The sequence below is a fragment of the Streptomyces sp. NPDC001568 genome (assembly GCF_042893755.1).
GTDB lineage: Bacteria > Actinomycetota > Actinomycetes > Streptomycetales > Streptomycetaceae > Streptomyces.
The window spans coordinates 24,048-46,471 of sequence record NZ_JBIAVF010000002.1 but is presented as its reverse complement, the minus strand read 5'-3'; the positions used below and the strand labels follow the sequence as shown (position 1 = coordinate 46,471).

Sequence of the window (22,424 nt, the reverse complement as noted above, 5' to 3'; positions counted from 1 at the left end):
CGGAGCGGACGAAGGGATCGATCATGGCGGAGACGCGACTCGACGCGTTCGCCGAGGTCCTGGACGGCCCCGTGTACGTGGTCACCGTCGCCTCGGCGGGCGAGCGGTCCGGGTGCCTGGTGGGCTTCGCCTCGCAGTGCTCGATCCGGCCACCGAGGTTCATGGTGTGGCTGTCCACGCTCAACCACACGTACCGCGTGGCCCGCGGCGCCTCCCACCTGGCGGTGCACGTCCTGGACCACGACCAGCGGTCGCTCGCGGAGCTGTTCGCCGGCGAGACGGGCGACGCGGTCGACAAGTTCGCCCGGGTCGACTGGCGACCCAGCGCCGACGGGAGCCCCCTCCTGGCCGGCGCGTGCGGTTGGTTCGTCGGCCGCATCGAGTCACGACACGACGGGGGAGACCACGTCGGGTTCCTCCTGTCGCCCACCGAGGTGTCCGCACCGGCCCCGACCGCGCCGGCCCTGCTGCGCCACGGCGACGTGAAGGACATCGACCCCGGCCACCCCGCCTGACCGGATCCCGGCCCCGCCCTCGGGCACCGCCGCCCCGCCGGCTACATGGGCCCCGTCGACCTCTTCGACCTCGCGGGGCGCTTCAACTCGTCGTGGAGCAGCCGACCGAGGAGCGCGCCGCCGAAGACGACGACGCCGATGCCGACGAGCCAGGACTGGATGACGAGGACGGTGCCGAACGGGCCGTACGTCACGGCGCCGGACGCGATCAGCGGTGAGAAGACGAGCCGGGAGAAGACCCGCAGCCCGAACAGGCCGAACATGGTGGCCACCGCGCCGGGCAGCAGAGCCCTCCAGGGAACCCGACCGGCCAGCAGCAGCCGCTGGGACCACCAGAAGAACAGGGTGCCGATCAGGACGCCGGCGAAGCCGCGGGCGGGGGAGTCGAGCCACGACGGGGTGAACGCCGACAGGTAGAGCACCCCGATCAGCGCCGCCAGCCACAGGACGTGCCGCCACCGGGCCCACCACCGCGCCGGCGGCAGGTCCCAGATCGTTTCGTAGCCGCTCTGCAGCACCGTGCCGAAGGACAGGCCGAAGACCGCGAGCAGGGCGAGACCGAACGCCGTGGTGGTCCGCCACGCCTGACCGGGGAGGGCGAAGAGCCGCTCGATCTCCAGGGTGGCGGGCTCGGAGACCCCGAGTCCGTCCCCGAGCCACTGGGCGAACCCCCGCCCGCCGGCGGTGTCCGCCGCCGACACGACGATCAGCAGCGGTACCAGCGTCAGGAACCCGAGTGCGGCGAACCCCAGCGAGCGCTGCCACAGGTCCAGCTCCCGGACCCGCCCCCAATGGCGTCCGGCCCGCGTCCGGCGGACCGCACTGCGGATCCGGCCGACGAGGGACGGCTGCCGGGGCCCCTCACCCCTGATCATGTCGGTCGGGGGCGCCCCGGGACCCCGGTGCGAGGGACCCGACGGCTCGGCGCCGGCAGGTCGGCGTGAGGTGCATGGCCGCTCCAGCTGCTGCTGCTCCCACGGTAGGACTTCCCGGTGGGGAACTCCACCGCCCCGAGCGCTGGGGGCGGGTTCCGCGTCCGGGCCCGGGGACAGCGGCACCCGAGGGCCGGTCGCGGCGCCGGCCGCGATGCTCAGATGCCGATGTTGGCCAGACTGACGCCGAGGTTGCGCAGGGCGGCCGACAGTGAGGGGTGCTTCACCTCGAACCGCTCGGCGCTCTCGTTCAGCGACTCGCCCACACCCGTGTGGGCCGCCTCCCGGTCCGCTTCCCGGTCCGCCTCCAGCTTGTCGAGCAGGGCCTCCAGGTGATCACGCTCCCGCGGGGGGAGGTGGGGCCCCGTGGCCAGGAGTTCCGCGCGCAGGGCCTTCAGTCGCTCGTCCGTCGTCATCACGTGGTCCGACACGGTGTCTCCCTCGTCACTCGCCGCCCGTACGACGGGGGCTGTCCCCGGGGCGGCTACGGCTCGCATGCCCCGTCGCGGGGTCCGCACGCGCGCCCGACCCCGTACGGATCAGCCGCCGGACAGGGTCGGTCCAGGGGGTCGGACCACCGTCAATGCCTGGGCGTACGCCGTCGGTGGCACGCCGATCCGGGTGGTGAAGTCGCGGACGAGGTGGGCCTGGTCGCTGTAGCCCAGTTCCACGGCGAGCGCCGCCCAGTCGATCGCCCCACCGGCTCCCGCGCGCTCCAGTGCTTCGTGGATGCGATAGCGCAGGATAGCCCACTTCGGGCTGACGCCCAGGTACCCGGAGAACAGCCGCTGGAGCGAGCGTACGGAGAGTCCGACGGCCTCGGCGAGTTCGTCGACGCGGCGTACCGACCGGTCCCGCCGCACCAGGTCGGCCACGGCCATGGCGCGCTCCGCCTGCGGGTCCGGGGCGGGGGACAGGGAGAGGAGGAAGGTGTCGAAAGCGGCGACCCGGGCATCCTCCGAGGCGGGCCCGAGGACGGCGCCGGACGCCGTCGTGGAGCCGGGGTACACCGTCGGCAGGGGCAACCGCCGCCCGGTCAACTCCGAAACCGAGCGGCCCGGAAGGAACGGGCGGAAGCCGCCGGGCCGGAACTGCGCTCCGCACACCCGCCCGCGCCCGCGGAGCTTGCGGGTGAAGAGACCCAGCCCCACCCCCGCGACCTCGCCGCCGTCACGGCTCTCCTCGTCCCGCAGGAAGACGACGTTCACGCAGGGGTGCGGGACGACGTGCGCGGCGTACGGCTCCGTCAGGTCCCAGTCGATCAGCCAGTAGTGCTCCACGTACGGGCGCAGCGGTTCGGCGGGTTCCCGGCGCCGGAACCGGACCCGCGCGAACAGGTCGGGCGCGGCGATGATGCCACGGCTGTCGGTGCGCGGAGGAGCCATGAACCGATCGTATGTCGCGTTCCTTCAAGCCGTGGTTCCACTGCCGTGCCTAGCCTCGCCCCATGAACGAAAAGATCAGTGACCTGCTCGAAGCGGCCGCCGGCGGGGCCTCGCGCGTGGTCCGGGGCGTGGACGACCGGCAGCTGGGCGCGCGGACGCCGTGCGAGACGTACGACGTGGGCGCCCTGCTCGACCACCTCTTCCACGTGGTGATCGGCTTCCGAGCGCTCGCGGCCCGCGAGGAGGCCGACTTCACGCACACCCCGCACTACTTGGACGAGGGCTGGCGCGACCGCTTCGACGTGGAGACGGCGCGGCTCGTCGAGGCGTGGGCGGTGCCGGGCGCCGACACGGGAACCACGGGCGCCATGAACCTGCCGGCCCGGACGGTCGGGTCGATGGTGCTCCTCGATCTGACCGTGCACGTGTGGGACCTGGCCCGCGCGACGGATCAGGAGTTCACGCCCGACGAGGACGGCGTCCGCGCGCTGGACGCGCTGGTGACGGAGATGGGTCCCACCGCCCGGCAGATGAAGATGTTCGCGGACCCCGTCCCGGCGCCGCCCGGGTCGAGCCCCTTCGTGCGGCTGCTGGCGGCGACGGGACGGGACCCGCACTGGACGTCCGACCGGGAAGCCCGCGCGAAGACCGGCGAGGCGGCCGGCCGGGGGAGCGGGCCCACCGCCTGACCGGCCCGCCGCCGGGGAGCGGGCCCAGCGCCTCACCGGCGGCCGGACGACGTTCGGGGCCGGAAACGGCTGGGCGCCGGGCCGCCGGCAGGATGCGCCTGGTGCGCGTGTCCCCGCCTGCGCCCCGGCGCCCCGCGCCGCAGCGGGTCAGCCCGGCCAGGTTCCCGTCACGCGCCTCGTCGCGACCGCGCCCGACCGGTCGACGGCGGCCTTGACCACCGCGAAGATCGCACCCTGGATCGCGGCGGCGGTCAGGATCTCCTGCCAGCTGCGGTCCTCGTCGATGGCGTCGGGGGCGTCGCCCTCCCCTTCGATCAGCTTCCAGGCCTGCTTGAAGGCCATGCCGGCGATCATGCCGCTGACGGCGCCCAGGGCAAGCCCGACCGGACGGTAAGCGATCTTGGCTGCGTTCACTTGCGACCCCGGCCGCGGCGGATCAGCAGGAACACCACGAGCACCGCACCGACGGCGAGCAGCGGGTTCCGATTGGCCCGCACCGCGGTCGCGGCCTGACCGGCTCGTTCGAGGATCGGGTCGGGCGTCTTCTCGGACGCCAGCTGCCCCGCCCGCGCCGTGGTCTCGCGGACCTGCGCGGCAGCCCGGGAGGCCTTGTCCAGGATCGGGTCGGGCGTCTTCTCCCGCACGAGCTCCGCGGCGTGTTCGGCCTTCTCCCGGATCTGCTCCGTGACGAGTGCCGCCTTCTCCGCCGCTTCGTGCTTCACGGCCGCGGTCTTCTCCTTCGCCTGAGCCTTCACGTCCGCCTTGGCCGCGAGCGCCTCGACGGTCTGCCCCAGTTCGTCGCGCGTGTGCGCGATCTGCTCCCGCAGTTCGGCGGGGGTGGGCGCGGCGGTGGGCTCGACGTGGGGCTGCGCCCGGTCGTACTCGTTCGTCATCGGTGTGCCTTCTCCCTGATCACGGCCACATCGGCCTTGACGCTGTCTATGGTCTGCTCGGGCGTGGCCGGTACGGCCCGCGCGATCTGCTTCTTGCCGGCCATGGCCAGAACGGCCGCCGTCGCGGCCAGCACCACGGCGACGATCAGGGCGGAGAGCCACCAGGGCACCACCAGGGCCAACGCGGCGATACCCGCCGCCACCAACGCCTGCGCCGCCAGGACGCCGAGGAGGCCGGCCCCGCCGAACAGGCCGCCGCCCGTCCCGAACCGCTTGCCCTTCTCCGTCATCTCCGCCCGGGCCAGGCGCATTTCCTCCCGGACCAGTTCCGAGATCTGTTGCGAAGCCCGTGAGACCAACACGCTCACCGACGGATCGGCGGCGTGTGCCCGCTGTTCGGTCGTAGTCACGATTCGTCCACCTCGTCCTCGACTTGTTCCGGCCCCGCTCGTGCCGCCGGACGGATACCGGCTCGCGGGGCGCGGGGTCGTGCGTTCCGTCATGTGCCCGTCCATCACGCGGCTACCCGGTAACGGGGCGGCCATCCGCTCGCCGGCCGGCAGGTCTGGGTGCGATGGCCGGCCGGCTCGCCGATCACTCCATGCGGCGGCGCTGCTCGTCGCTCCACGCTGCGGTGTCGCGCGGCCTTACGTAGGGCTCCTCGTCCTCGGGCAGGCCGCCCGCGATGGCGCGCTGGCGGGCGAGTTCCGCGTCGAATTCGAGACCCAGGAGGATGGCCAGGTTGGTGATCCACAACCACACGAGGAAGACGATGATGCCCGCGACCGTGCCGTACGTCTTGTTGTAGGAGGCGAAGTTCGCGACGTAGAACGCGAAGCCCGCCGAGGCGAGCATCCAGATCGCCAGCGCCAGGAAACTGCCGGGGGTCACCCACCGGAAGCCCCGGCCCTTGGCGTTCGGCGCGGCCCAGTACAGGAGCGCGATCATGATCGTGACGAGCAGCACCAGGACCGGCCACTTCGCGATCGACCACACCGTCAACGCGGTGTCGCCGATGCCCAACGCGGAGCCCGCCCGCCGGGCCAGACCACCGGTGAAGACCACGATCAGCGCGGCGGCGCAGGCCAGGACCATCAGCGTCACCGTCAGCGCGAGGCGCAGCGGAAGGACCTTCCACACCGGGCGCCCCTCGGGCACGTCGTAAACGGCGTTCGAGGAGCGGATGAACGCGGCGATGTAACCGGACGCCGACCACAGCGCGACGACCAGACCCACCACTGCCATGAGGGATCCGACGCCGCTTCGACCCTGCAACTGCCGCACCGCGTCGCTGAGCACGTCGTTGACCGAACCGGGGGCCAGCTGCTGCACGTTGTCGAGCACCTGCTGGGTCGTCGACTCGCCGGCGATGCCCAGCAGGGACACCAGGACCAGCAGGGCCGGGAAGAGCGCCAGCACCCCGTAGTACGTCAGCGCCGCGGCGCGGTCGGCCAGCTCGTCCTCGGTGAACTCCTTGATCGTCCCCCGCAGCACCGCCCCCCACGATCGTTTCGGCAGTGAGGTCGGCTCGTCGGGGGCCCGCCGCTCGATCTCCTCGCCGGGCCCGGCGCCGTCACTTCCAGGGGTGTCCCGGTCCGCGTGTCCGCCACCGCGACCTGTCTGCGAGATGCGTGTCATACCTTGCGGCTGTCCACCATCACGCCACTCATGCCGCTCCGAGGCGCGCCGAACGTGGCGCGGCGCGCGGGCGCCGTCATGCACCCGTACGGGGAGACCCGTGAAGCAGACGGTGTTCGGGCGGCCAAGGCGGGCATACGCGGTCCGGGGACGACGGTCACCCGCGGCGGCCGCCCGGCGGCCCGCGGACGGAGCCGCTTCCCCGCACCGCACGGCAACTCATCGCACACAGCAACGCAAACGGTCGGGGTGATGACAGTGAACACGACGGGAGCAGCCAAGGGCGGACCTCCGGGCGCGGCGGTACCGGTCATGGGGCAGAGCCGCAGGCTCACCCTGGGCAGCATCCGGGGCGCGGTCGGCAAGGGCCGCGACTTCACCCGCCGGACCCTGCGGGACTGGGGGTGGGACCACGACGAGAGCGCCGAGGACGCCCTGCTCGTCGTCTCCGAGCTGGTCGCCAACGCCACCCTGCACGCCGGTGGCTGCCACGAGCTCGTCCTGACGGCCGGAGAGGCCCTGCGCATCGACGTGGTCGACGGTACGGCGGTGCCGCCCCGCCCCCGTTCCGTACCCCGGCCGGGCGTACCCGGCGGCCACGGCCTGCGCATCGTGCAGGTGCTCTCCGACCGGTGGGGTTCCTACCGCCACGGCAGCGGCAAGGTCGTCTGGGCGGAGATCGACGGTCGCCGGTTGGCCGGCGGCCGGGGCCCGGCGTTCCCGGCCCCGGCCGTGTGAAGGCTCAGGCGGCCTGCCGCAGGGCTTGCGGTGTCCGCGCGCGTTCGGCGTTGAACTGGGCTCCGGTGAGCAGGGCCAGATTGGCGAACCAGAGCCAGACCAGGAACACCACGATGCCGGCCAGCGAGCCGTAGAGCCTGCCGTAAGTGCCCAGCTCCGTGTAGAGCGTGAAGAGCCCCGAGGCGGCCAGCCAGAGCAGCGCCGCCAGTACGCCGCCGGGCAGGCCCCGCCGCGTACCCCGGCTCTGGGCCGGGCCGGTCCGGAAGAGGATCAGCACCAGGAAGGTCACGACCACCAGCAGCACGGGCCAGCGCAACAGCGCGATGACGTGCGGGCTGTCCCCACCCGTGACCTGCACCACCCACCGACCCACCGGTCCGGAGACGACCAGACCGACGGCGCCGGCGACGAGCAGGACCAGCAGCGACAGCGCGTTGACGACCAGCATGTGGGCGGCCCGCAGCGGGGGCCGCGTCTCGGGTACCCGGTGCATGGTGTGCAGGGCGCGGCGGAACACCGCCAGATAGCTGCACGCCGACCACAACGAGCTCACCACACCGCTGATCAACAGGGCCACCATCGATGAGCGCTCCGCCAGGAGACCGCCGAGCGCGTCGCGCAGCACCTGCGCCGACTGGGGCGGCGCGTAGGAGGTCAGTTCGGTGATCAGCCGGTCCGTCGTCGAGCCACCCAGCAGCCCCACCAGGGAGACCGCGATGGCGAGCGCGGGCAGCAGCGCGAGCACCGCGTAGTACGTCAGGGCGGCCGCGTGGTCGGCGAGGTTGTCGTTCCAGACACGGACGGCCGTGCGGCGCAGCTCGGCGCGGGTGCGGGCCGCGAGGCCGGCGGTGGGCCGGCCGACGGGGCGCGGGGCGGTGCGGGGGATCTCGGTCACGCTGCGCAGGTGCCCGACAGGGCCCCGCGCATGCGTCCGCTACCGCCCCCGCGCCGCCCCGGGATCAGACCTCGCGCCAGCGGGCCATCGCCCAGGAGAACACCCCGAAGAGCATCAGCCCGAGGGCGACCGCGACCAGCAACCAGGGCCCCGCCGCGGTCTGGGTGAACGACCTCAGCGTGTCGTCCATGCCCTTCGCCTGCGCGGGGTCGTAGCGCACCGCCGCGTACACGATGAAGCCGCCGACCGCCGCGAACACGGCGCCGCGGGCCAGTCCACCGGCCACCCCGACGAAGGTGACGGCCTTGCGCACCCCCTGCGACACGCCGCCCATGGAAAGGTGCTTGAGGAACGTGCGCCGGGCCGCCTGTACCGCGATGACCACGCCGGCGACGGCTATGCCGAGTCCCGCGGCGCCCACCAGCCACTGACCGGCGGGGAGGTCGAGCGCCTTGGCCGTCACATCGCGTGACTGCTGGTCCCCGGAGCTTCCGCCGCGGCCCGTCGCGAACGACAGCACGGAGAAGGCGACGACGGCGTAGAAGACCGTCCGGCCGGCCGAGGCCAGCCGCTTCGTCGCCTTGCCGCCGTCGGGTCCGGCCGCGCCGAACACCGCCTCCGACAGGCGCCACAGCATCATTCCGACGAGCCCGATGCCGACGGCCCAGATGAGGACGATGCCGAAGGGCTTCTCCGCGAGTTCCTGGAGGGCGCCCTGACGGTCGGCTTCCTGGCCCCCTTCACCGAAAGCCACGCGCAGGGCCAGCAGCCCGATCACCACGTACAGCACCCCGCGCGCCACCAGTCCGCAGCGCGCGGTGACTTCCCTGCCGCCCCCGCCGCGAGCGGCGGAACGCAGGCCCTTGTTCACAGTGGCGTTTCTCATACCGGTCGGACCTCGCCCCGCCAGGCGCCGGTTTCGGTTCCGCGCGACTCGATGAACACCTTGAACCTCTTCAGATCGCCGGCCACCTGGCGCTTGACGACGCCGAGCTTGTCGGCGGCGGTCTCGGCCAGACCCTCCGGCATCCAGGTCATGTGCAGGACAACCTTGGTGGTGGTCGCGTCGATCGGTTGGAAGGTGACCATGCCCGCCTGGCGCGGTTCACCGTCCACCGTCATCCACGTGACGCGGCGGTCCGGGAGCTGGTCGGTGATCTGCGCGTCGAACTCGCGATGCACCCCGTTCACGTTCGTCACCCAGTGGGTGAGGGTGTCGGTGTGCTGGTCGACCCGCTCGACGCCTTCCATGAAGGCCGGGAACGCGTCGAACTGCGTCCACTGGTTGTAGGCCGTGCGTACGGGGACGTTGACCTCGACGTACTCCTCGACGTGCGACATGCGCACCCCTTCCGTGTCGTGGGCGACCCGCACCGTGGTGCGGACCGTCGCGCTGAGGGTCCTTTCAAGGCTCGGCTACCCGCCGCCTTGCGCCGCATGCGCAGGTGACCGGGCCCGCGGCCCAGGTCAGGCGTACCGGCGACGTACGGGCCCGGAACGCAGGACGGCGGCCGCACGCGGCGCCCGGGGGGATGGGACACCGGCGTGCGACCGCCGATCTCGGCGACTCGCCGCCCCGCTCGAGCGGTGACTCGCCGACACTGACCCGTATGGCCCGGATCCGCGGGGCCAAACCGTGACACCGGAAAAAGATTCCCGCCGATCTCCGCCCCCGGCCCGTCGCGCGCGTCGCGGTGCCGTGGTGCCGTCGGTGGCGGACGCGGTGTCGGCTCCACTCGGCGGGGCAAGCGCGTGGGAGTCCATGCCGCCTACAACCGCTGAGGAGATATGAACAACGCTCTTCGCCTGCTGACCGTCCTGGGGGGCTCGCTCCTGCTGACCTTCGTGGCCGGCTGGGCCGTCGACCTGCTGCTGCGCCGAGCCGACGCGCGCCACCCCGAAACGCCCCTGTGGAACCTGCTGCGCCGCTGCCGCCGCTCCCTGCAGATCGTGCTGCTCGCCGCCCTGCTCCGGGGCGCGTACCGGCAAATAGCCTGGCCGCCGCTGCAGGACAACGCCGCCACCGTGGGCCGGATCCTCTCGCTCACCCTGATCGGCGCGGGCGCCTGGCTGATCGTGGCCGTGACCTCCGCCGTCGTCGAGTCGGCTTACGTCCGCTACGCCACCAGCACCCGCGACCCGGCCCGGGTGCGCCGCGTCCGCACCCAGGTGACGCTCATCATGCGGGTCGTGACGGTCGTGGTGGCCGTCGTCGCGATCGCCGCGATGCTCCTCACGTTCCCGAGCTTCCGCGCACTCGGCACCTCGATGCTCGCCTCCGCCGGAATCATCGGAATCGTGGCGGGCGTCGCGGCCCAGTCCACCCTCGGCAACCTGTTCGCCGGCTTCCAGATCGCCTTCGGCGACATGGTCCGCATCGGGGACACGGTCGTGGTGGCCGGTGAATGGGGCGTGGTGGAGGACGTCACCCTCACCTTCCTCGCCGTCCGGACCTGGGACGAGCGCCGGATCACGATGCCCGTCTCGTACTTCACCACCCGCCCCTTCGAGAACTGGTCCCGGGGCGGTGTCCAGATGACCGGCACCGTCTTTTTCCACTGCGACCACTCCGCCCCCGTGGACCTCATGCGCGACAAGGTGCACGAGATCCTGAACCACTGCCCGGAGTGGGACGGCCGGGGGTGGGACGTCGCCGTCACCGAGACGACCCCCTCCACCATGGTCGTGCGCGCCATCGTCACGGCCAAGGACGCCGACGACCTGTGGACGGTGCGCTGCGCGGTACGGGAACAGCTGATCGGCTGGCTCACGGAGAAGCACCCCGACGCCCTGCCCCGTCTGGCCTTCGCCCCGGCGCCGCAGTCGGGCGCCGGACCGCTCGCCGGTCCGTTCGGCGAACGGTCCGACGGTCGGTTCGAGAGCCGGTTCGAGAGTCGGTTCGACGGGCCGGCCGTGCGCGGTGCGAAGGGCGGGAAGGGCTGACGCCCTCCGCGCACCACGTGATGCACGGAGCGAAGCCCTGTGTGAGCGTGGAAGTGCCCGACCCAGGAGCGGGTGCCGAACCCGACGTGAGTGGCAGGGGTCCGGCCGGGCCGCACGGCCCGGCCGGACCCCTGCCACTGCCGCACGTTCAGCGGCGAAGCAGGGCACGGCACCGTAAAAGAGAGGTGGCACCCGATGCACAGCCAGGACCAGGACGACCCGGCGGCCGAAGTGGGCGTGACGGTCGGCGACTGTTCTCCGCAGGACGCGCACACCATCCTCGACCTGCTCGAACACTCCTTCTCCGGTGAGTCCGGTGAGTCCGGCGCGGGACGCTCCGCCGCGGGCGACGGTGGCACCGCGACCGTGTGGAGCGCGACCCTCGACGCGGCGCGGCCGGCGGAGGGGCGGGCAGCCCCCGTTCGGCTCACGGACGCGGTCAGCGTCACCCTCCAGGGAGGCCCCCGCGCGGTGGAACGGGTGAAGGAGGCGCTCGCCGGTCACTTCACGGTCGAGGACACGGGCAGCGTATCGGGCGACCAGGAGCAGCAGATCGGACTCCGCGTCCGCTCCTGACCGGTCGGCTGGATCCGGGAGCAGCGGCCGAACACCAGGCTCAGGACACCCCGGTGAGGGCCTGCCGCCCCGAGCGGAGATCGGCCAGCAGGCGCGCGGCGTCCGTGAGGAGCGTGCCCTGCAACGCGTGGACGGACGGCGAGGCATCCGCGGCGGTCCGTTCCCGCCGGTTGACCAGGTCCAGTGTCCCCGCCGCTTCGTCGATCCTCTCGTCGAGCCGGTCCCGATCCGTGGGGGAGGTCCGGCCGATCTCCCTCATCGCGGAGGCCAGCGCGCGCAGCACCGCGCCGTAATCGGGCCGGAAGGACGTCGGAAGGCCGCTGAGCTCCCGGCCGTCCAAGGCGTGGTGCAGGGTGCGGGTCATCGAGCGCAGATGATCCGTACCGCGTTCCGCGACGGTGATCGCCTCCCGGGCGCGGATCAGGGCCCGGTCCGCGCCCTCGATGCTGCGCCGCGGGTTCAAGTGACCGTTCTCGATCTCGGCCTCGATGCCCTGCCGGATGCGCTCGCACTCGGCGGACAACAGGCGCCCGTCACGGCGCCACCGGTCCAGGCGCTCCCGATCGGGGTCGCTCGTTTCGAGGGTGTCGGCCAGGTCGTCCAACCGCTCGCTCATCATGGTGCAGAGGTCCGCCACGGCCTGTTGCCGGTGCCGCGCGTGCCGGGCCGGAGCGAGAACCAGGTGGGCGGCGAGGCCGCAGAGCGCGCCGATGCCCACGGACCCGGCCAGGTGGCCGATGTAGCCGATCTGACCCTGACCGGAGGAGAACGCGAAGAATCCGACGATGGCGACCTGGGTGCCCTGCCGCCCGAACCGTTCGATCCTCCCGACGCACAGCGCGAGCAGCGTGAGCAGGCCGAACGTCCAACCGTGGATGCCGGCGACCGCCGCCAAGGTGGCGGCGAGAGTGGCCCCCGCCGCCACCGCCAACAGGTATTGCACGCAGTCGCGCACCGAGCGGTACACGGTCGCCTGCAACGCCAGCAGCGCGGTGAACGGCGCGAACGTCGAGACGGCCGGTGGCAACAGGTAACGCGCCAACACCCAGGCGGCCATCGCCGCGATCACCGTCTTGGCGCCGAGGACCAGTTCGTCCCGTTCGCTCCCCGCCGCGCGCACCGCACGCCGTACGTACCCCGCCCGCTCCATGGCCGCCGCCGTCATTCGTTCCCGCACATCCACCCACTTGGGCAAGACGGACCACCTCCTCGGGCCCGTATGCCCCGGCGCCCGGAAGGAAACGTCGGGGAGACGTCCCCGGCCGGGGCGGCCACCCCCCTCGCCATCGGCCTCACGGCGGGGGGCGTGGGGCGTGCTCCACCGCACGTTCCGACGCGACGGACGGCTTCGACGACACCCCGGGTTCGTGGGAATCGAGCAAGCCGAACCGCCCGTTCGTCTGTTCCTCCGAAGATCGACGCGCACGGGGTGATGCGTCCCCCGAAGGGCAGTCGCAGGGTGTCGTCCATCGCCGCGACCCGCTCGGCGGGCCGCATTCGAATCCGGAGGTACGCGGTGTCCAGTACGGCTCTGCCCTTGGGCACGCTCCCCACCGGTCTGCTGGCCCTTCCGGGGGTCTACCAGCCGCAGGCGGACACCCGACTCCTCGCCGAGGCGCTCACCCACGAGGACGTGGGGCCCCGCACGAACGTCCTGGAAATCGGTACCGGCACCGGGGCGCTCGCCCTGCACGCGGCGGGCAGGGGAGCGCGCGTCACCGCGGTCGACGTCTCCTGGCCCGCGGTGGCGACGGCGCGGCTCAACGCCCTGCGCCGGCGCCTCGCGCTGCGCGTACTGCACGGCGACTTCGAGGCACGCACCGCGGGACACCGTTACGACCTGGTGATCAGCAATCCGCCGTACGTCCCGGCCCCGCAGGCCACGCTGCCGTCGCACGGTCCGGAGCGGGCCTGGGACGCCGGCCTCGACGGGCGCGGGGTCATCGACCGGATCTGCGCGGGGACCCGGGACCTGCTGCGTCCCGGCGGCGTCCTCCTGATGGTCCACTCCGCGATGTGCGGGGCGCAGGAGACCGTCGACCGGCTGGCCCGCACCGGGCTGGCCGCCGAGATCACGGCGAAGGCGACCGTGCCGTGGGGCCCCGTCCTGTGCTCCCGGCGCGCCTGGCTGGAGCGGCAGGGCCTCGCGGCCGAGGCAGAGCAATGGGAAGAGCTGGTGGTGATCCGTGCCCAGTACCTCTGACAGCGCCCCGGGCGGCGCCGGCGTCAACCCTGCGGGTGACGCCCTCCCGCGCGAGGAACACCAGGTCACCCCGGACGCGCGGGCCCGCCGGGTGTCGGTGGACCCGCAGGGCCCCGTACTGGTCGAGGGCCCGGTCGAGATCGTCCTGGACGACGGGACGGTCGCCCGGTCCGACCGCTTCATGGTCGCGGTATGTACCTGCCGCCGCAGCCGTACGTACCCCTGGTGCGACACCAGCCACCGCCGCCGCGAGCGCGCCGCCGCGACCCCCGACGACAGGAACGCGTGATGACCCCTCCCGGCCCCGGCACCACGACGACCGCCCCCGGCCCCCGTCTCGTCGAGGGGCGGGGCGAGCTGTCCCGGGCCGTGATCGAGGCGCTCCGGTCGGGCGGCGCCCCGGTCCACACCCCCGGATCCGTACGAGAGGCGGACCCGTGGGGTGATGACCTCCAGCTCGCCCTCCACCTCCTCTACGAGCTGCACTACCGGGGCTTCGACGGCGTGGACGACGACCGGGAGTGGGACCCGGACCTGTTGCGGCTGCGCCGCGAGATGGAAACCCGCTTCCTGGACGCCCTGCGCACCGAGCTGACCGACGCCCCCCGGTCGGTCGAGGAAGCCTTCGCCCCCCTGCTCGTCGAGCCCGTCGACCTCTCCGGCAGCCTCAGCCGCCACCTCGAAACCGACGGTGAACTGTGGCAGCTGCGCGAGTACGCGGTCCTGCGCTCCCTCTACCACCTCAAGGAGGCCGACCCCCACGCCTGGGTGATCCCCAGGCTCACCGGTCGGGCCAAGGCCGCCATGGTGGCCATCGAGTACGACGAGTTCGGCGCCGGCCGGGCCGACCGCGTCCACGCGCGGCTCTTCGCGGAGCTCATGACCGACCTGGGACTGGACCCCGCCTACGGCCGCTACCTGGACCAGGGATCGGCCCCGCTCCTCGCCACCGTGAACCTGATGTCCCTCTTCGGCCTGCACCGGGCGCTGCGCGGAGCCCTCGTCGGCCACTTCGCGTGCGTCGAGGTCACCTCGTCGCCCGGATCCAGGCGCCTGGCGAACGCCATGCGGCGCTGCGGGGCCGGACCGGCCGCCGAGCACTTCTACGCCGAGCACGTGGAGGCCGACGCGGTCCACGAGCAGGTCGTCCGCCACGAGGTCATCGGCGGTCTCCTCGAAACCGAACCGGAACTGGAGGCGGACGTCGCGTTCGGCTGCGCGGCGACGGTGTTCCTGGAGGACCGCCTCGCGCAGCACATCCGTGCGGCATGGGATCGGGGACGCAGCGCCCTGCGCACGCCCCTGCCCGAGCACTGAGCGCCCCCGAACAGTGCGCGCCCGCCCGGCGGTGTCCGATGAGCGTCCCGGCGGCGCGCCGGGACGTCACGCCCGGAGCGCCGCTTCGACGTCCGGCGTGAAGCGCAGGATCCCCGCGAGCCCGCTGATCTCCAGGAGCCGGCGCAACTGAGGGGGGAACGGGCCCGCGACCGTGAAGCGGGGGAGCCGGTGATGGGCTTGGACGAGGAGGCGGAGCAGCCCGGAGTCGGCGTAGACGATTCCGGAGACGTCGATGATCGTGCGATGTGCCGGGGTGGCCTGGGCATCGGCCAGGGCCCTGCGCAAGGGCGCCACCGTCGCACTGTCGAACTCCCCGGCCAGCACGAGCACCAGAGAGCCGTCCCCACGGCTCGGCAACCGGGTCACGCCCGTCCCCCCGAGCGCGGCGGCCTGCCAGGACCGGAAGGTCGGCCGTCCGGTCCTGGCGGGCCGACGGCGCGCGGCCCGGCCGGAGCGGAAGCCGAAGCCGAAGCGGAAGGGAAATCTCATCGTGCACCGGCTCTCACGACCGCGGTGCGGGACCGGGGGACGGGCCCGCCGGAATCGGCGGGCGTCATCGGGGAGCCGCTCCATGGCCGAACCAGTGGCCCCGGCGACGGGGCGCCTCGGCCACCGGTTCACCGGTTGCGGGCGGGAGGTCGTCGCCGTTCGGGGTCATGGCGCGGGCGTCGTCCCGCTGCTTGATCAGGTCGTCGCGCTCGCGGTCGACGACGACGCTCTCACGCCGGGAAGCGCCGAGCTCCCGACGGGCGCGCGCGGAACGGCGGGCCGAACGGCGGGCACCGACCATCACCAGAGCCAGGCCCAGCAGTGCCGCGGCTCCCACGATGATTCCGATCAGGAACAGGGATCCGGTCGAGCCGGTGGCGTGGTAACCGAGGATCGAGAAGTCACCGCCGGCTTCGAGCCCGTGCCCTGCCCCGAAATTGCCGAAGATTCCGATCAGACCGACGATGGCGGCGACGATCAGAATGATGAGTCCGAGGATGAGGATCATGAAGTCGCTCCTTTGATCCGTGCCCGGTGGGGGGCCGGACACGGCTGGCGCCTACCCCTGCTGTGCACCGCCAAGCGGAACCGGGGCCCGCTCAGGAATCGAGGCCGCCGGGGACGCGCGAGGGCGGCACCGGGCCGCGTCCGGCAGGGCAGCGGTCACCCCGATCGGGCGGCCCGCCCCCGTACGGCAGCAGGGCCCGAACCTCGCGCCGGCGAGGTTCGGGCCCTGCTTGCTCCGTGCGGTGCCGCTTGGGCGGCGGTGCGTCAGCTCTGTGCGGCGTCGTCCCCGGTCCGCTCGGCGCCCTCGGCGACGCCCGCCTTCTCGCGCATCTTGCGCACCAGCTCCGCCTTCTGGTCGGCGGCGTTCTTGCGGTCGAGGTTGCGGTGCGGACCGTTGTTCTGCCGTTCGGCGCGGGACAGCTTCTTGCGCTGGCCGCCGCCCTGGCCCACGGGGTTGTTGATGTTCTTGCTGTCGGTCACGGGTTCTCCCGGTGGTGCTGTGAAGTGCTCTACGGATTCATCGGTGGGGGACGGGCGCGGCGACGTCGAGGGGCGTCAGCAGGGGCCCATCACGCTCTCACTCGTAGATCGGGTTTTGGAAGAACATGACAAAGAGATTACCCGGTCCCCTCGGCCCCGCGCGCCAAGCGAAATCCGCCCGGTAGGCCGGGTCCCGGTTCGCCCGCCCGGCCCGAGCCGTCCCGCGAGGATGACCGCGGCCCCGTCGAGCCGTGACGCGGGTCGTCCCGGATCCGTTGGGGGAGCGTGACAGTGGGACGGGGATCGGGACTGCGTCGGGCGACGTTCTTGAGGGCGGCTGCCGCCTTGGCCCTGGGTCCGGCCTCGGTCGCGGCGGATCCCGGCGACGGCAGGATCGGAGGCGGGACGGCGAGCGGATCCGGTCGCGCGGGCGACCGGGCGCACCGGGCAGGCCCCCTCCTGGTCACGAAGGTCCGGGACCTGACGGGCCCCGGTCTGACGACCCGGTTCCGTATGGAGGCCACCGACCTCGGCATCCCCGTCCGGGTGCCGGACGGCCGGATCCTCTTCGTCTTCGGCGACACCTTCGAGGAGGCCCGGGTCGGCGGCGGTTGGTGGCGTTCGCCCGTCGGCCTGTACTCCGCCACCACACGCCTCGACGAGGGCGTCGTCTGGAGCGGGGCCGTCGGTGGGCAGCATGCGCGCCAGCTCTGGGCGTACGACCACGAGAACCCGATCTTCACCACCGTGCTGCCGTCCGACGTGCTCCTCGTCGACGGGATCCTGTTCCTGCACGTCACCGTGCACCGCGGGTGGGGGAGTGTGCTGTGGAGCGAGATCTGGCGCTCGGACGACTCGGGTTCGACCTGGCGGCACACCGGCGCCCGGTTCCCCGGGAACGCGCACGGCGGACTGTTCCAGCTCCTGACCTGGGCGCTGGGGGCGGACGGCTACGTCTACGCGTACTCGACGGGCTTCGGCCGGAACGGCCCGGTCCTTCTGCACCGGGTGCGCTCGAACGCCCTGACGGACCCCGCCGCCTACGAGCCGTGGGGGTACCGCGAAGGGGCCTGGGCCTGGGGGAACGCGCCGACACCGGTCCTGGAGGGGGGCTTCGGTGAGCTGTGCCTGCGGCGACTGGACGGGTACTGGCTGCTGGTCTGCTTCAACGCCGCCGACGCCCGCATCGAGGCCCTCGTCGTGGACCGGCCGACCGCGGACCTGACCCGGGCCCACCGGCACACCCTGATCCGCGATGCGCCCTGGGGACAGGAGGACGACACGCACGCGGCACAACCGTACGGCGGCTACCTGATCCCCGGCTCGAGCCTGGACGACCTGCACCTGACGGTCAGCCAGTGGCGGACCGGCCCCGCGGGCTGGCCGTACCGCGTGATGCAGTTCCGGGTCCGGGGGCTCGGCGCACCAGCGGCGTCCTGACCCCGTGGCCCGGACGAGCGGGTTGCGCGCCGGCGCCGCGTCAGGTCCAGCGTTGCGGGTCGGAGCCGTCGCAGGTCCGGACGGACAGGGCGCCGGAGCCGCCCGTCAGGCAGGTTCCGGTGGCCAGGTTGCGGACCTGCACCGAACCGTCGGCGCGACCGACGACCGTCCAGCCCTGATGGGTGGACTTGTCGCACGAACGGGCACGGGGAGCGGCGCCGCTGTTGTCGAGGCAGGCGCCGGTCGCCCGGTTGCGCAGCGCGCCGGGGTCCCCGTCATAGGGGCGGAACTCCCATTCCTGGTAGTGCAGCCCGTTGCAGGGCCACATCCGCAGTCCCTCGATGCTGTCGTCCAGGCAGGCGTTGCCGGCCTTGTTGCGGAACACCCGCAGAGCGGACTCGGGCTCCGCCGGCGGAAGCAGCAGGAACGTGACGACCGAGCCCAGAGCGATGCCGGCCAGCAGCCCGCCCGCCGCCCACCGCATCCGCGCCGCGACGGTGGATCGGCCCGGCGGTGCGGGGTCGGCGTCACCGGGTTCGGGGGCCGACCCGTGAAGGGGTACGAGCGCGGGCACGACGTCGGTGTCCGAGGCTGCCGGCGAGGGTCCCGATCCGGCGTCGGGCGAAGGAGAGGGCGCGGGTACGGTCCGCCCCTTGTCCGGACCGGCAGGCGATTCCCCCGCGCGACCGACCGGGACGCCGGCCGGGACCGTCGCGACCGACGGGTCGGCCGGGGCGGGCAGGGTCGCCGGCGCCGCCCCGGGCCGGTGCTGGCCGCCGTCCGCCGCCTCCCACAGGCCGCGGTACGCGAGGGGATCGGCCCCCAGGGCCCGGCAGATGTCGCGCACCACGGCCCAGGGCGGCACCGTGGCGCCGCGGAAGTACCGGGACAGGGAGGAATCGCTGATCAGCACCCGCTGTTCGAGGTCCCGCAGCGTCATCCCGGACGTCCGCTGCAACCCGCGCAGCGCACCTCCGAGTTGCCGGGCGGCGGTGGCGCGCGCGTGCACGCCGTCGAGGTGGCTCATCCGTACCGTCTCCCCATCGCAACGTCGCAGAAGCGTCCCGGGCGGCGCGCCGCGTCCCGGGATGCGCCCGTCCCCGCAGGTCAGAAGGGTAGGGATCCCGACATAGGTGAAGCAACCGGGACAAGGTTGCGGCTCGATGTGAACCGCCACAAACTCGGAGCATTCCGTCGGCGGTTCACCCCCACGTGGTGACCAGGCGGCTCCCCCTCCCGGTCTCCGTGCGGCAGGGGTGTGTCCGCTGCCGGCCCGCTCTTCCTCGAAAGGTGCACCAGGAATGCGTTTCGACTCCCGTACGGTCAGGAACCTGTCGGTCGGCTTCGCGCTCACGCTCGTCCCCCTCGCCACCACCGAGAGCGCCGTCGGCGCCGCCCGGGCGGCGGCAGCCGCCGGGGTGGTCTACAAGGTCCAGCTCAGCAACCGCTGCCTGGACGCCGACACCAACACCATCAACAACAACCCGGCCCGGGCGCAGGTGTGGGACTGCAACCACGCGGCGAACCAGCGCTGGGTCCTGCACGCGTCGGGGGAGCTGAAGGTCGACTTCAACGGCAAGTGCCTGGACGCCGACACCAACACCATCAACAACAACGGCGCCGTCGTCCAACTGTGGAACTGCAACGGTCAGCCGCAGCAGTCCTGGTACCGCGGCGCCGACAACTCGATCCGGCTGAAGTACAACGGCAAGTGCCTGGACCACGACACCAACCAGAACCGCAACGGCGGGAAGGTCCAGCTGTGGGACTGCAACGGTTCGCCGCAGCAGTCCTGGCGCTGACGCCGGCCGTCCCGGCAGCGCCCTGACAACCCGCAGCGCCCTGACAACCGCACCACACCCGTGGCGGCGCCGAGGAGCCCGTGGCTCCGAAGCGCCGCCACGGCGCGTCCACCGATGGCCCGCGGATGGCCCGCCACCGTCCGACGCGAAGAGCGGGACGGTGTTTCGGCTGACGGATACGGTCGGGCGCCACCCGGTGCGGCGGACGAGGCCACCCGTTCGCCGTGATGTGTGTACAGTCGGCTCGCCCCTGCGCCGGACAGACGTTCGGGCGTTCGAGTCCGGTGATCGGTGAGGTGGAGTGATGACGAGTACATGTAGCGCATCGGAAGGAGCAGGAGTGTCGGCCGCGCCCGCCCCGGGGTCGGGCGACGCGAAGCAGCGGATGCGGCGCCGCCTCGAAAGACTGATCGGCATCGCCGCCACCGAAGGCAACTCCCTCGTCGTACTGCGCAACGGGGACGAGATCTTCGACGGGATGCTCGCCGCCATCAGCGCCGCCGAGCACACCGTCGACATGATGACGTTCGTGTACTGGCGCGGGGAGATAGCCCGCCGCTTCGCCGAGGCCCTGGCGGACCGGGCCCGTAGCGGTGTTCGGGTGCGCCTGTTGCTGGACGGGTTCGGCAGCCGCCTGATCGAACAGGATCTGCTGAAGCTGATGGAGGACGCCGGGGCGGAGGTGACCTGGTTCCGCAAGCCGCTCCACCTCTCCCCGCTCAAGCAGAACCACCGCTGCCACCGCAAGGTGCTGGTGGTCGACGAGGAGACGGCCTTCACCGGCGGCGTCGGCATCGCCGAGGAATGGTGCGGCAACGCACGGAACGCGGACGAATGGCGCGACACCCACGTTCAGGTGCGGGGGCCGGCCGTGGACGGGATCGCCGCGGCCTTCGCCCAGAACTGGGCCGAGTGCCACGACACCCTCTTCGACGACCGGGACCGCTTCACCGAGCACAAGTCGTGCGGCGACGCGGTCGTGCAGGTGGTCCGCGGCTCGGCCAGTTTCGGCTGGCAGGACATGCAGACGCTGATGCGCGTCGCCATCGAGTCCGCCCAACACCGCTTCCGCCTCGCGACCGCCTACTTCGCCCCCGACGCCTACTTCATCGAACTCCTCTGCGCGGCCGCCCGGCGCGGAGTCGAGGTCGAGATCCTGCTGCCCGGCCCCCATACGGACAAGCGCGTGTGCCAGTTGGCCGGTCAGCACTTCTACGCCGACCTGCTCGCCGCCGGAGTGAAGATCTTCCAGTACCAGCCGACGATGATGCACGCCAAGGTCATCACCGTCGACCGGATCGTCGCGCTGACCGGCTCCACCAACTTCAACCGCCGCTCCCTGGACCACGACGAAGAGGTCATGCTCGCGGTCCTGGACGAGGAGTTCACGGCCACCCTCGACGGTCACTTCGACGAGGACCTGCAGGTCAGCGAGCGAATCGACGAGGAACGCTGGAGCCGTCGCACCCCGGCCCAGCGGCTGCGCGAACTGGCCGTCGCGCCCATACGCCGCTTCCTCTGACGCTCAAAGCGCCCGCTCCTCCTCCGGGGGAGCGGGTTCAGGGAACGAGCGCGGCGCGCAGTCGCGCCAACGTCAGACGGGCGGCGGGGGAGCGCAGGTCCGGACGGATGGCCAGGCCGAGGCAGGCCTGCGTCGCGGCGTCCGCGATCACCAGCGGGCGCATGCCCTCCTCGGCCCCCGAGGACGGGCTCAGGACGGCGACCCCGGCCCCACGTCGGGCCAGCCCGAGCAGTGTCTGCGGGGAACTGGCCTCGATGTCCACACGCGGTTCGATCCCCACCTGAAGGCACGACCGCTCGTACGCCTCCCGGATGCCCGTGCCGTGCGGCAGGCAGAGCACCTTCTCCTCCTGGACGTCGGCGAGCCGCACCGGCTTCCGGCCGAGCCGGTGCCCCTCGGGCACCACCACGGCGATCGGCTCGTCGATGATCACGCTGACGTCCAACTCGGGCTCGGCCCGCCCGGCGAAAGCGACCAGGGCCAGGTCGAGCGACCGCGTGAGCACCTGGGACCGCAGGGCCCGTGAGTCGTCCTCGTGCAAGCTCAACACGATGCCGGGGTGGGCGCTCCCGAGCTCGGCGACGGCATCGAGGAAGCCGGGGATCGAACAGCCCGTGATCATGCCCAGACGGACGCGCCCCCGAGTGGCCTGCGCGAATTCAGCCGCCGTGTGCTCGATGCTGTCGAGCGTCGCCAAGGCCTCCCGGGCGAGCGGCAACACCGCCTCGCCCGCCGCGGTCAGCCGTACCCTGCGACCCGAGCGTTCCAGGAGTTGCTGCCCCAACTCCTTTTCCAACTTCCCCACTTGGGTGCTGATGCCGGACTGGCTGACATGCAGCCGCGCCGCCGCGGCCGTGAACGTGCCCTCGTCCACCACCGCAGCGAGGTATCGAAGCTGATGGAGTTCCATAACTCAGGATGATACTGAACATCCGAATCATCTATTGGACGGATGGCAGTGCGGTCGACACCATGGACGTATGACGACTCCGGCACAGATCTCCGAGACGTATTTCTCCGCCTGGCAGGCCGGCGACTTCGACACCCTGCGCGCAATCCTGGCCGACGATGTCGAGTTCATCGGCACGCTCGGCCGCGCCTCCGGCGTCGATGACTGCCTCGGCGGCCTGCGCGGCCTTCGCCGGATCCTGGAACGGATCGAGGTGCACGCCCGGGTGGCGAGTGACACGGACGTGATCACCTGGTTCGACCTGCACACCGGCGGTGCGCAGCCCACCCCCACGGCGAACTGGAGCCACGTGGAGAACGGGAAGATCACCAGGATCCGGGTCACCTTCGACCCGCGGGAGATGCTCGCGACCCTCGACCGTTGACCGACTGCGCCCGTCCACGGGCGCGGTCGACGGGGGCCACGACCGTCCTGACCCGACGCCGTGCCCGTGCGCGCCGGGCGAGACCGCGCGCTCAGCGGCTCGGCG

At 72.4% G+C, this 22,424-nt stretch carries 28 protein-coding genes; 12 read left to right on the top strand and 16 right to left on the bottom strand.

Annotated elements, in window-relative coordinates:
- Window positions 1-23 precede the first annotated feature (23 nt).
- Window positions 24-515, top strand: a complete 492-nt coding sequence (locus ACFY0I_RS03255) for a flavin reductase family protein (RefSeq protein WP_388889442.1) — start codon at window positions 24-26, stop codon at window positions 513-515.
- A 41-nt stretch (window positions 516-556) separates the two neighbouring features.
- On the opposite strand, the gene ACFY0I_RS03250 is transcribed toward ACFY0I_RS03255, so the two are convergent.
- From ACFY0I_RS03250 to ACFY0I_RS03240, 3 genes are all read right to left on the bottom strand, one after another.
- Window positions 557-1,390, bottom strand: a complete 834-nt coding sequence (locus tag ACFY0I_RS03250) for a YhjD/YihY/BrkB family envelope integrity protein (RefSeq protein WP_388889438.1) — start codon at window positions 1,388-1,390, stop codon at window positions 557-559.
- 215 nt (window positions 1,391-1,605) lie between these two features.
- The gene (locus tag ACFY0I_RS03245) at window positions 1,606-1,878 is read right to left on the bottom strand and encodes a DUF4404 family protein (RefSeq protein WP_388889435.1); all 273 of its coding nucleotides are present in this window, start codon (window positions 1,876-1,878) and stop codon (window positions 1,606-1,608) included.
- 108 nt (window positions 1,879-1,986) lie between these two features.
- Window positions 1,987-2,832, bottom strand: coding sequence for a DUF6597 domain-containing transcriptional factor (locus ACFY0I_RS03240; RefSeq protein WP_388889433.1), 846 nt, complete (start codon window positions 2,830-2,832; stop codon window positions 1,987-1,989).
- Between the two features lie 62 nt (window positions 2,833-2,894).
- Between ACFY0I_RS03240 and ACFY0I_RS03235 the strand changes: the two genes are divergently transcribed.
- Complete coding sequence (locus tag ACFY0I_RS03235) at window positions 2,895-3,521, top strand: TIGR03086 family metal-binding protein (RefSeq protein WP_388889430.1); 627 nt, start codon at window positions 2,895-2,897, stop codon at window positions 3,519-3,521.
- 147 nt (window positions 3,522-3,668) lie between these two features.
- Here ACFY0I_RS03235 and ACFY0I_RS03230 read toward each other — a convergent pair whose 3' ends face one another.
- From ACFY0I_RS03230 to ACFY0I_RS03215, 4 genes are all read right to left on the bottom strand, one after another.
- Window positions 3,669-3,935, bottom strand: a complete 267-nt coding sequence (locus ACFY0I_RS03230) for a DUF4235 domain-containing protein (RefSeq protein WP_388889427.1) — start codon at window positions 3,933-3,935, stop codon at window positions 3,669-3,671.
- Entirely contained in the window at window positions 3,932-4,414 is a 483-nt protein-coding gene (locus ACFY0I_RS03225; RefSeq protein ID WP_388889424.1) for a DUF3618 domain-containing protein, read from the bottom strand. Before ACFY0I_RS03225 ends, ACFY0I_RS03230 begins: the two co-directional genes overlap by 4 nt.
- Window positions 4,411-4,827 carry a phage holin family protein gene (locus tag ACFY0I_RS03220; protein WP_388890626.1) on the bottom strand — a complete coding sequence of 139 codons (417 nt, stop codon included), beginning with the start codon at window positions 4,825-4,827 and terminating at the stop codon, window positions 4,411-4,413. The genes ACFY0I_RS03225 and ACFY0I_RS03220 overlap by 4 nt, the downstream gene beginning before the upstream one ends.
- 181 nt (window positions 4,828-5,008) lie before the next feature.
- Entirely contained in the window at window positions 5,009-6,052 is a 1,044-nt protein-coding gene (locus ACFY0I_RS03215) for a YihY/virulence factor BrkB family protein (RefSeq protein ID WP_388889422.1), read from the bottom strand.
- A gap of 252 nt (window positions 6,053-6,304) precedes the next feature.
- Between ACFY0I_RS03215 and ACFY0I_RS03210 the strand changes: the two genes are divergently transcribed.
- The gene (locus tag ACFY0I_RS03210; RefSeq protein WP_388889420.1) at window positions 6,305-6,790 is read left to right on the top strand and encodes an ATP-binding protein; all 486 of its coding nucleotides are present in this window, start codon (window positions 6,305-6,307) and stop codon (window positions 6,788-6,790) included.
- A gap of 4 nt (window positions 6,791-6,794) precedes the next feature.
- Here ACFY0I_RS03210 and ACFY0I_RS03205 read toward each other — a convergent pair whose 3' ends face one another.
- The 3 genes from ACFY0I_RS03205 to ACFY0I_RS03195 all read right to left on the bottom strand — a co-directional run bounded on the left by ACFY0I_RS03205 (window position 6,795) and on the right by ACFY0I_RS03195 (window position 9,026).
- Entirely contained in the window at window positions 6,795-7,676 is an 882-nt protein-coding gene (locus ACFY0I_RS03205; protein ID WP_388890623.1) for a YihY/virulence factor BrkB family protein, read from the bottom strand.
- Between the two features lie 73 nt (window positions 7,677-7,749).
- The gene (locus ACFY0I_RS03200) at window positions 7,750-8,571 is read right to left on the bottom strand and encodes a DUF1206 domain-containing protein (protein ID WP_388889418.1); all 822 of its coding nucleotides are present in this window, start codon (window positions 8,569-8,571) and stop codon (window positions 7,750-7,752) included.
- Complete coding sequence (locus ACFY0I_RS03195) at window positions 8,568-9,026, bottom strand: SRPBCC family protein (RefSeq protein ID WP_388889416.1); 459 nt, start codon at window positions 9,024-9,026, stop codon at window positions 8,568-8,570. The genes ACFY0I_RS03200 and ACFY0I_RS03195 overlap by 4 nt, the downstream gene beginning before the upstream one ends.
- Before the next feature lie 447 nt (window positions 9,027-9,473).
- Between ACFY0I_RS03195 and ACFY0I_RS03190 the strand changes: the two genes are divergently transcribed.
- Together ACFY0I_RS03190 and ACFY0I_RS03185 are read left to right on the top strand one after the other, a co-directional pair.
- Complete coding sequence (locus ACFY0I_RS03190; RefSeq protein WP_388889413.1) at window positions 9,474-10,628, top strand: mechanosensitive ion channel family protein; 1,155 nt, start codon at window positions 9,474-9,476, stop codon at window positions 10,626-10,628.
- A 195-nt stretch (window positions 10,629-10,823) separates the two neighbouring features.
- Entirely contained in the window at window positions 10,824-11,204 is a 381-nt protein-coding gene (locus tag ACFY0I_RS03185) for a hypothetical protein (protein ID WP_388889411.1), read from the top strand.
- 40 nt (window positions 11,205-11,244) lie between these two features.
- Here the strand turns inward: ACFY0I_RS03185 and ACFY0I_RS03180 are convergent, their stop codons facing one another.
- Window positions 11,245-12,399 carry an aromatic acid exporter family protein gene (locus ACFY0I_RS03180; RefSeq protein ID WP_388889408.1) on the bottom strand — a complete coding sequence of 385 codons (1,155 nt, stop codon included), beginning with the start codon at window positions 12,397-12,399 and terminating at the stop codon, window positions 11,245-11,247.
- Between the two features lie 321 nt (window positions 12,400-12,720).
- Here ACFY0I_RS03180 and ACFY0I_RS03175 point away from each other — a divergent pair, with 321 nt between their 5' ends.
- From ACFY0I_RS03175 to ACFY0I_RS03165, 3 genes are all read left to right on the top strand, one after another.
- Complete coding sequence (locus ACFY0I_RS03175; protein WP_388889405.1) at window positions 12,721-13,407, top strand: HemK2/MTQ2 family protein methyltransferase; 687 nt, start codon at window positions 12,721-12,723, stop codon at window positions 13,405-13,407.
- Between the two features lie 91 nt (window positions 13,408-13,498).
- Window positions 13,499-13,696 carry a CDGSH iron-sulfur domain-containing protein gene (locus ACFY0I_RS03170; RefSeq protein WP_388890620.1) on the top strand — a complete coding sequence of 66 codons (198 nt, stop codon included), beginning with the start codon at window positions 13,499-13,501 and terminating at the stop codon, window positions 13,694-13,696.
- A complete protein-coding gene (locus ACFY0I_RS03165) occupies window positions 13,696-14,724 on the top strand; it encodes an iron-containing redox enzyme family protein (RefSeq protein WP_388889402.1) in 1,029 nt (342 codons plus the stop codon). Before ACFY0I_RS03170 ends, ACFY0I_RS03165 begins: the two co-directional genes overlap by 1 nt.
- 66 nt (window positions 14,725-14,790) lie before the next feature.
- Here the strand turns inward: ACFY0I_RS03165 and ACFY0I_RS03160 are convergent, their stop codons facing one another.
- From ACFY0I_RS03160 to ACFY0I_RS03150, 3 genes are all read right to left on the bottom strand, one after another.
- Window positions 14,791-15,234 (bottom strand): STAS domain-containing protein, encoded by a 444-nt coding sequence (locus ACFY0I_RS03160; RefSeq protein WP_388889399.1) that lies wholly within the window; start codon window positions 15,232-15,234, stop codon window positions 14,791-14,793.
- Window positions 15,235-15,298: 64 nt separating this feature from the next.
- On the bottom strand, window positions 15,299-15,742 hold the full coding sequence (locus ACFY0I_RS03155) for a hypothetical protein (protein ID WP_388889396.1): 444 nt from the start codon (window positions 15,740-15,742) through the stop codon (window positions 15,299-15,301).
- Between the two features lie 263 nt (window positions 15,743-16,005).
- Window positions 16,006-16,221, bottom strand: coding sequence for a DUF6243 family protein (locus tag ACFY0I_RS03150; protein ID WP_388889394.1), 216 nt, complete (start codon window positions 16,219-16,221; stop codon window positions 16,006-16,008).
- Between the two features lie 345 nt (window positions 16,222-16,566).
- On the opposite strand from ACFY0I_RS03150, the gene ACFY0I_RS03145 reads away from it, so the two are divergent.
- A complete protein-coding gene (locus ACFY0I_RS03145) occupies window positions 16,567-17,661 on the top strand; it encodes a DUF4185 domain-containing protein (RefSeq protein ID WP_388889392.1) in 1,095 nt (364 codons plus the stop codon).
- 40 nt (window positions 17,662-17,701) lie between these two features.
- Here ACFY0I_RS03145 and ACFY0I_RS03140 read toward each other — a convergent pair whose 3' ends face one another.
- Window positions 17,702-18,688, bottom strand: a complete 987-nt coding sequence (locus tag ACFY0I_RS03140; protein WP_388889389.1) for a helix-turn-helix domain-containing protein — start codon at window positions 18,686-18,688, stop codon at window positions 17,702-17,704.
- Between the two features lie 274 nt (window positions 18,689-18,962).
- On the opposite strand from ACFY0I_RS03140, the gene ACFY0I_RS03135 reads away from it, so the two are divergent.
- Together ACFY0I_RS03135 and ACFY0I_RS03130 are read left to right on the top strand one after the other, a co-directional pair.
- Window positions 18,963-19,463, top strand: coding sequence for a ricin-type beta-trefoil lectin domain protein (locus ACFY0I_RS03135; protein WP_388889387.1), 501 nt, complete (start codon window positions 18,963-18,965; stop codon window positions 19,461-19,463).
- A gap of 385 nt (window positions 19,464-19,848) precedes the next feature.
- Complete coding sequence (locus ACFY0I_RS03130) at window positions 19,849-20,985, top strand: phosphatidylserine/phosphatidylglycerophosphate/cardiolipin synthase family protein (RefSeq protein ID WP_388890618.1); 1,137 nt, start codon at window positions 19,849-19,851, stop codon at window positions 20,983-20,985.
- 37 nt (window positions 20,986-21,022) lie between these two features.
- Here ACFY0I_RS03130 and ACFY0I_RS03125 read toward each other — a convergent pair whose 3' ends face one another.
- Window positions 21,023-21,895: a LysR family transcriptional regulator gene (locus ACFY0I_RS03125; protein WP_388889385.1), complete on the bottom strand. Its 873-nt coding sequence runs from the start codon at window positions 21,893-21,895 to the stop codon at window positions 21,023-21,025.
- A gap of 70 nt (window positions 21,896-21,965) precedes the next feature.
- Between ACFY0I_RS03125 and ACFY0I_RS03120 the strand changes: the two genes are divergently transcribed.
- Entirely contained in the window at window positions 21,966-22,319 is a 354-nt protein-coding gene (locus ACFY0I_RS03120; protein ID WP_388889383.1) for a nuclear transport factor 2 family protein, read from the top strand.
- Window positions 22,320-22,424: the final 105 nt, after the last annotated feature.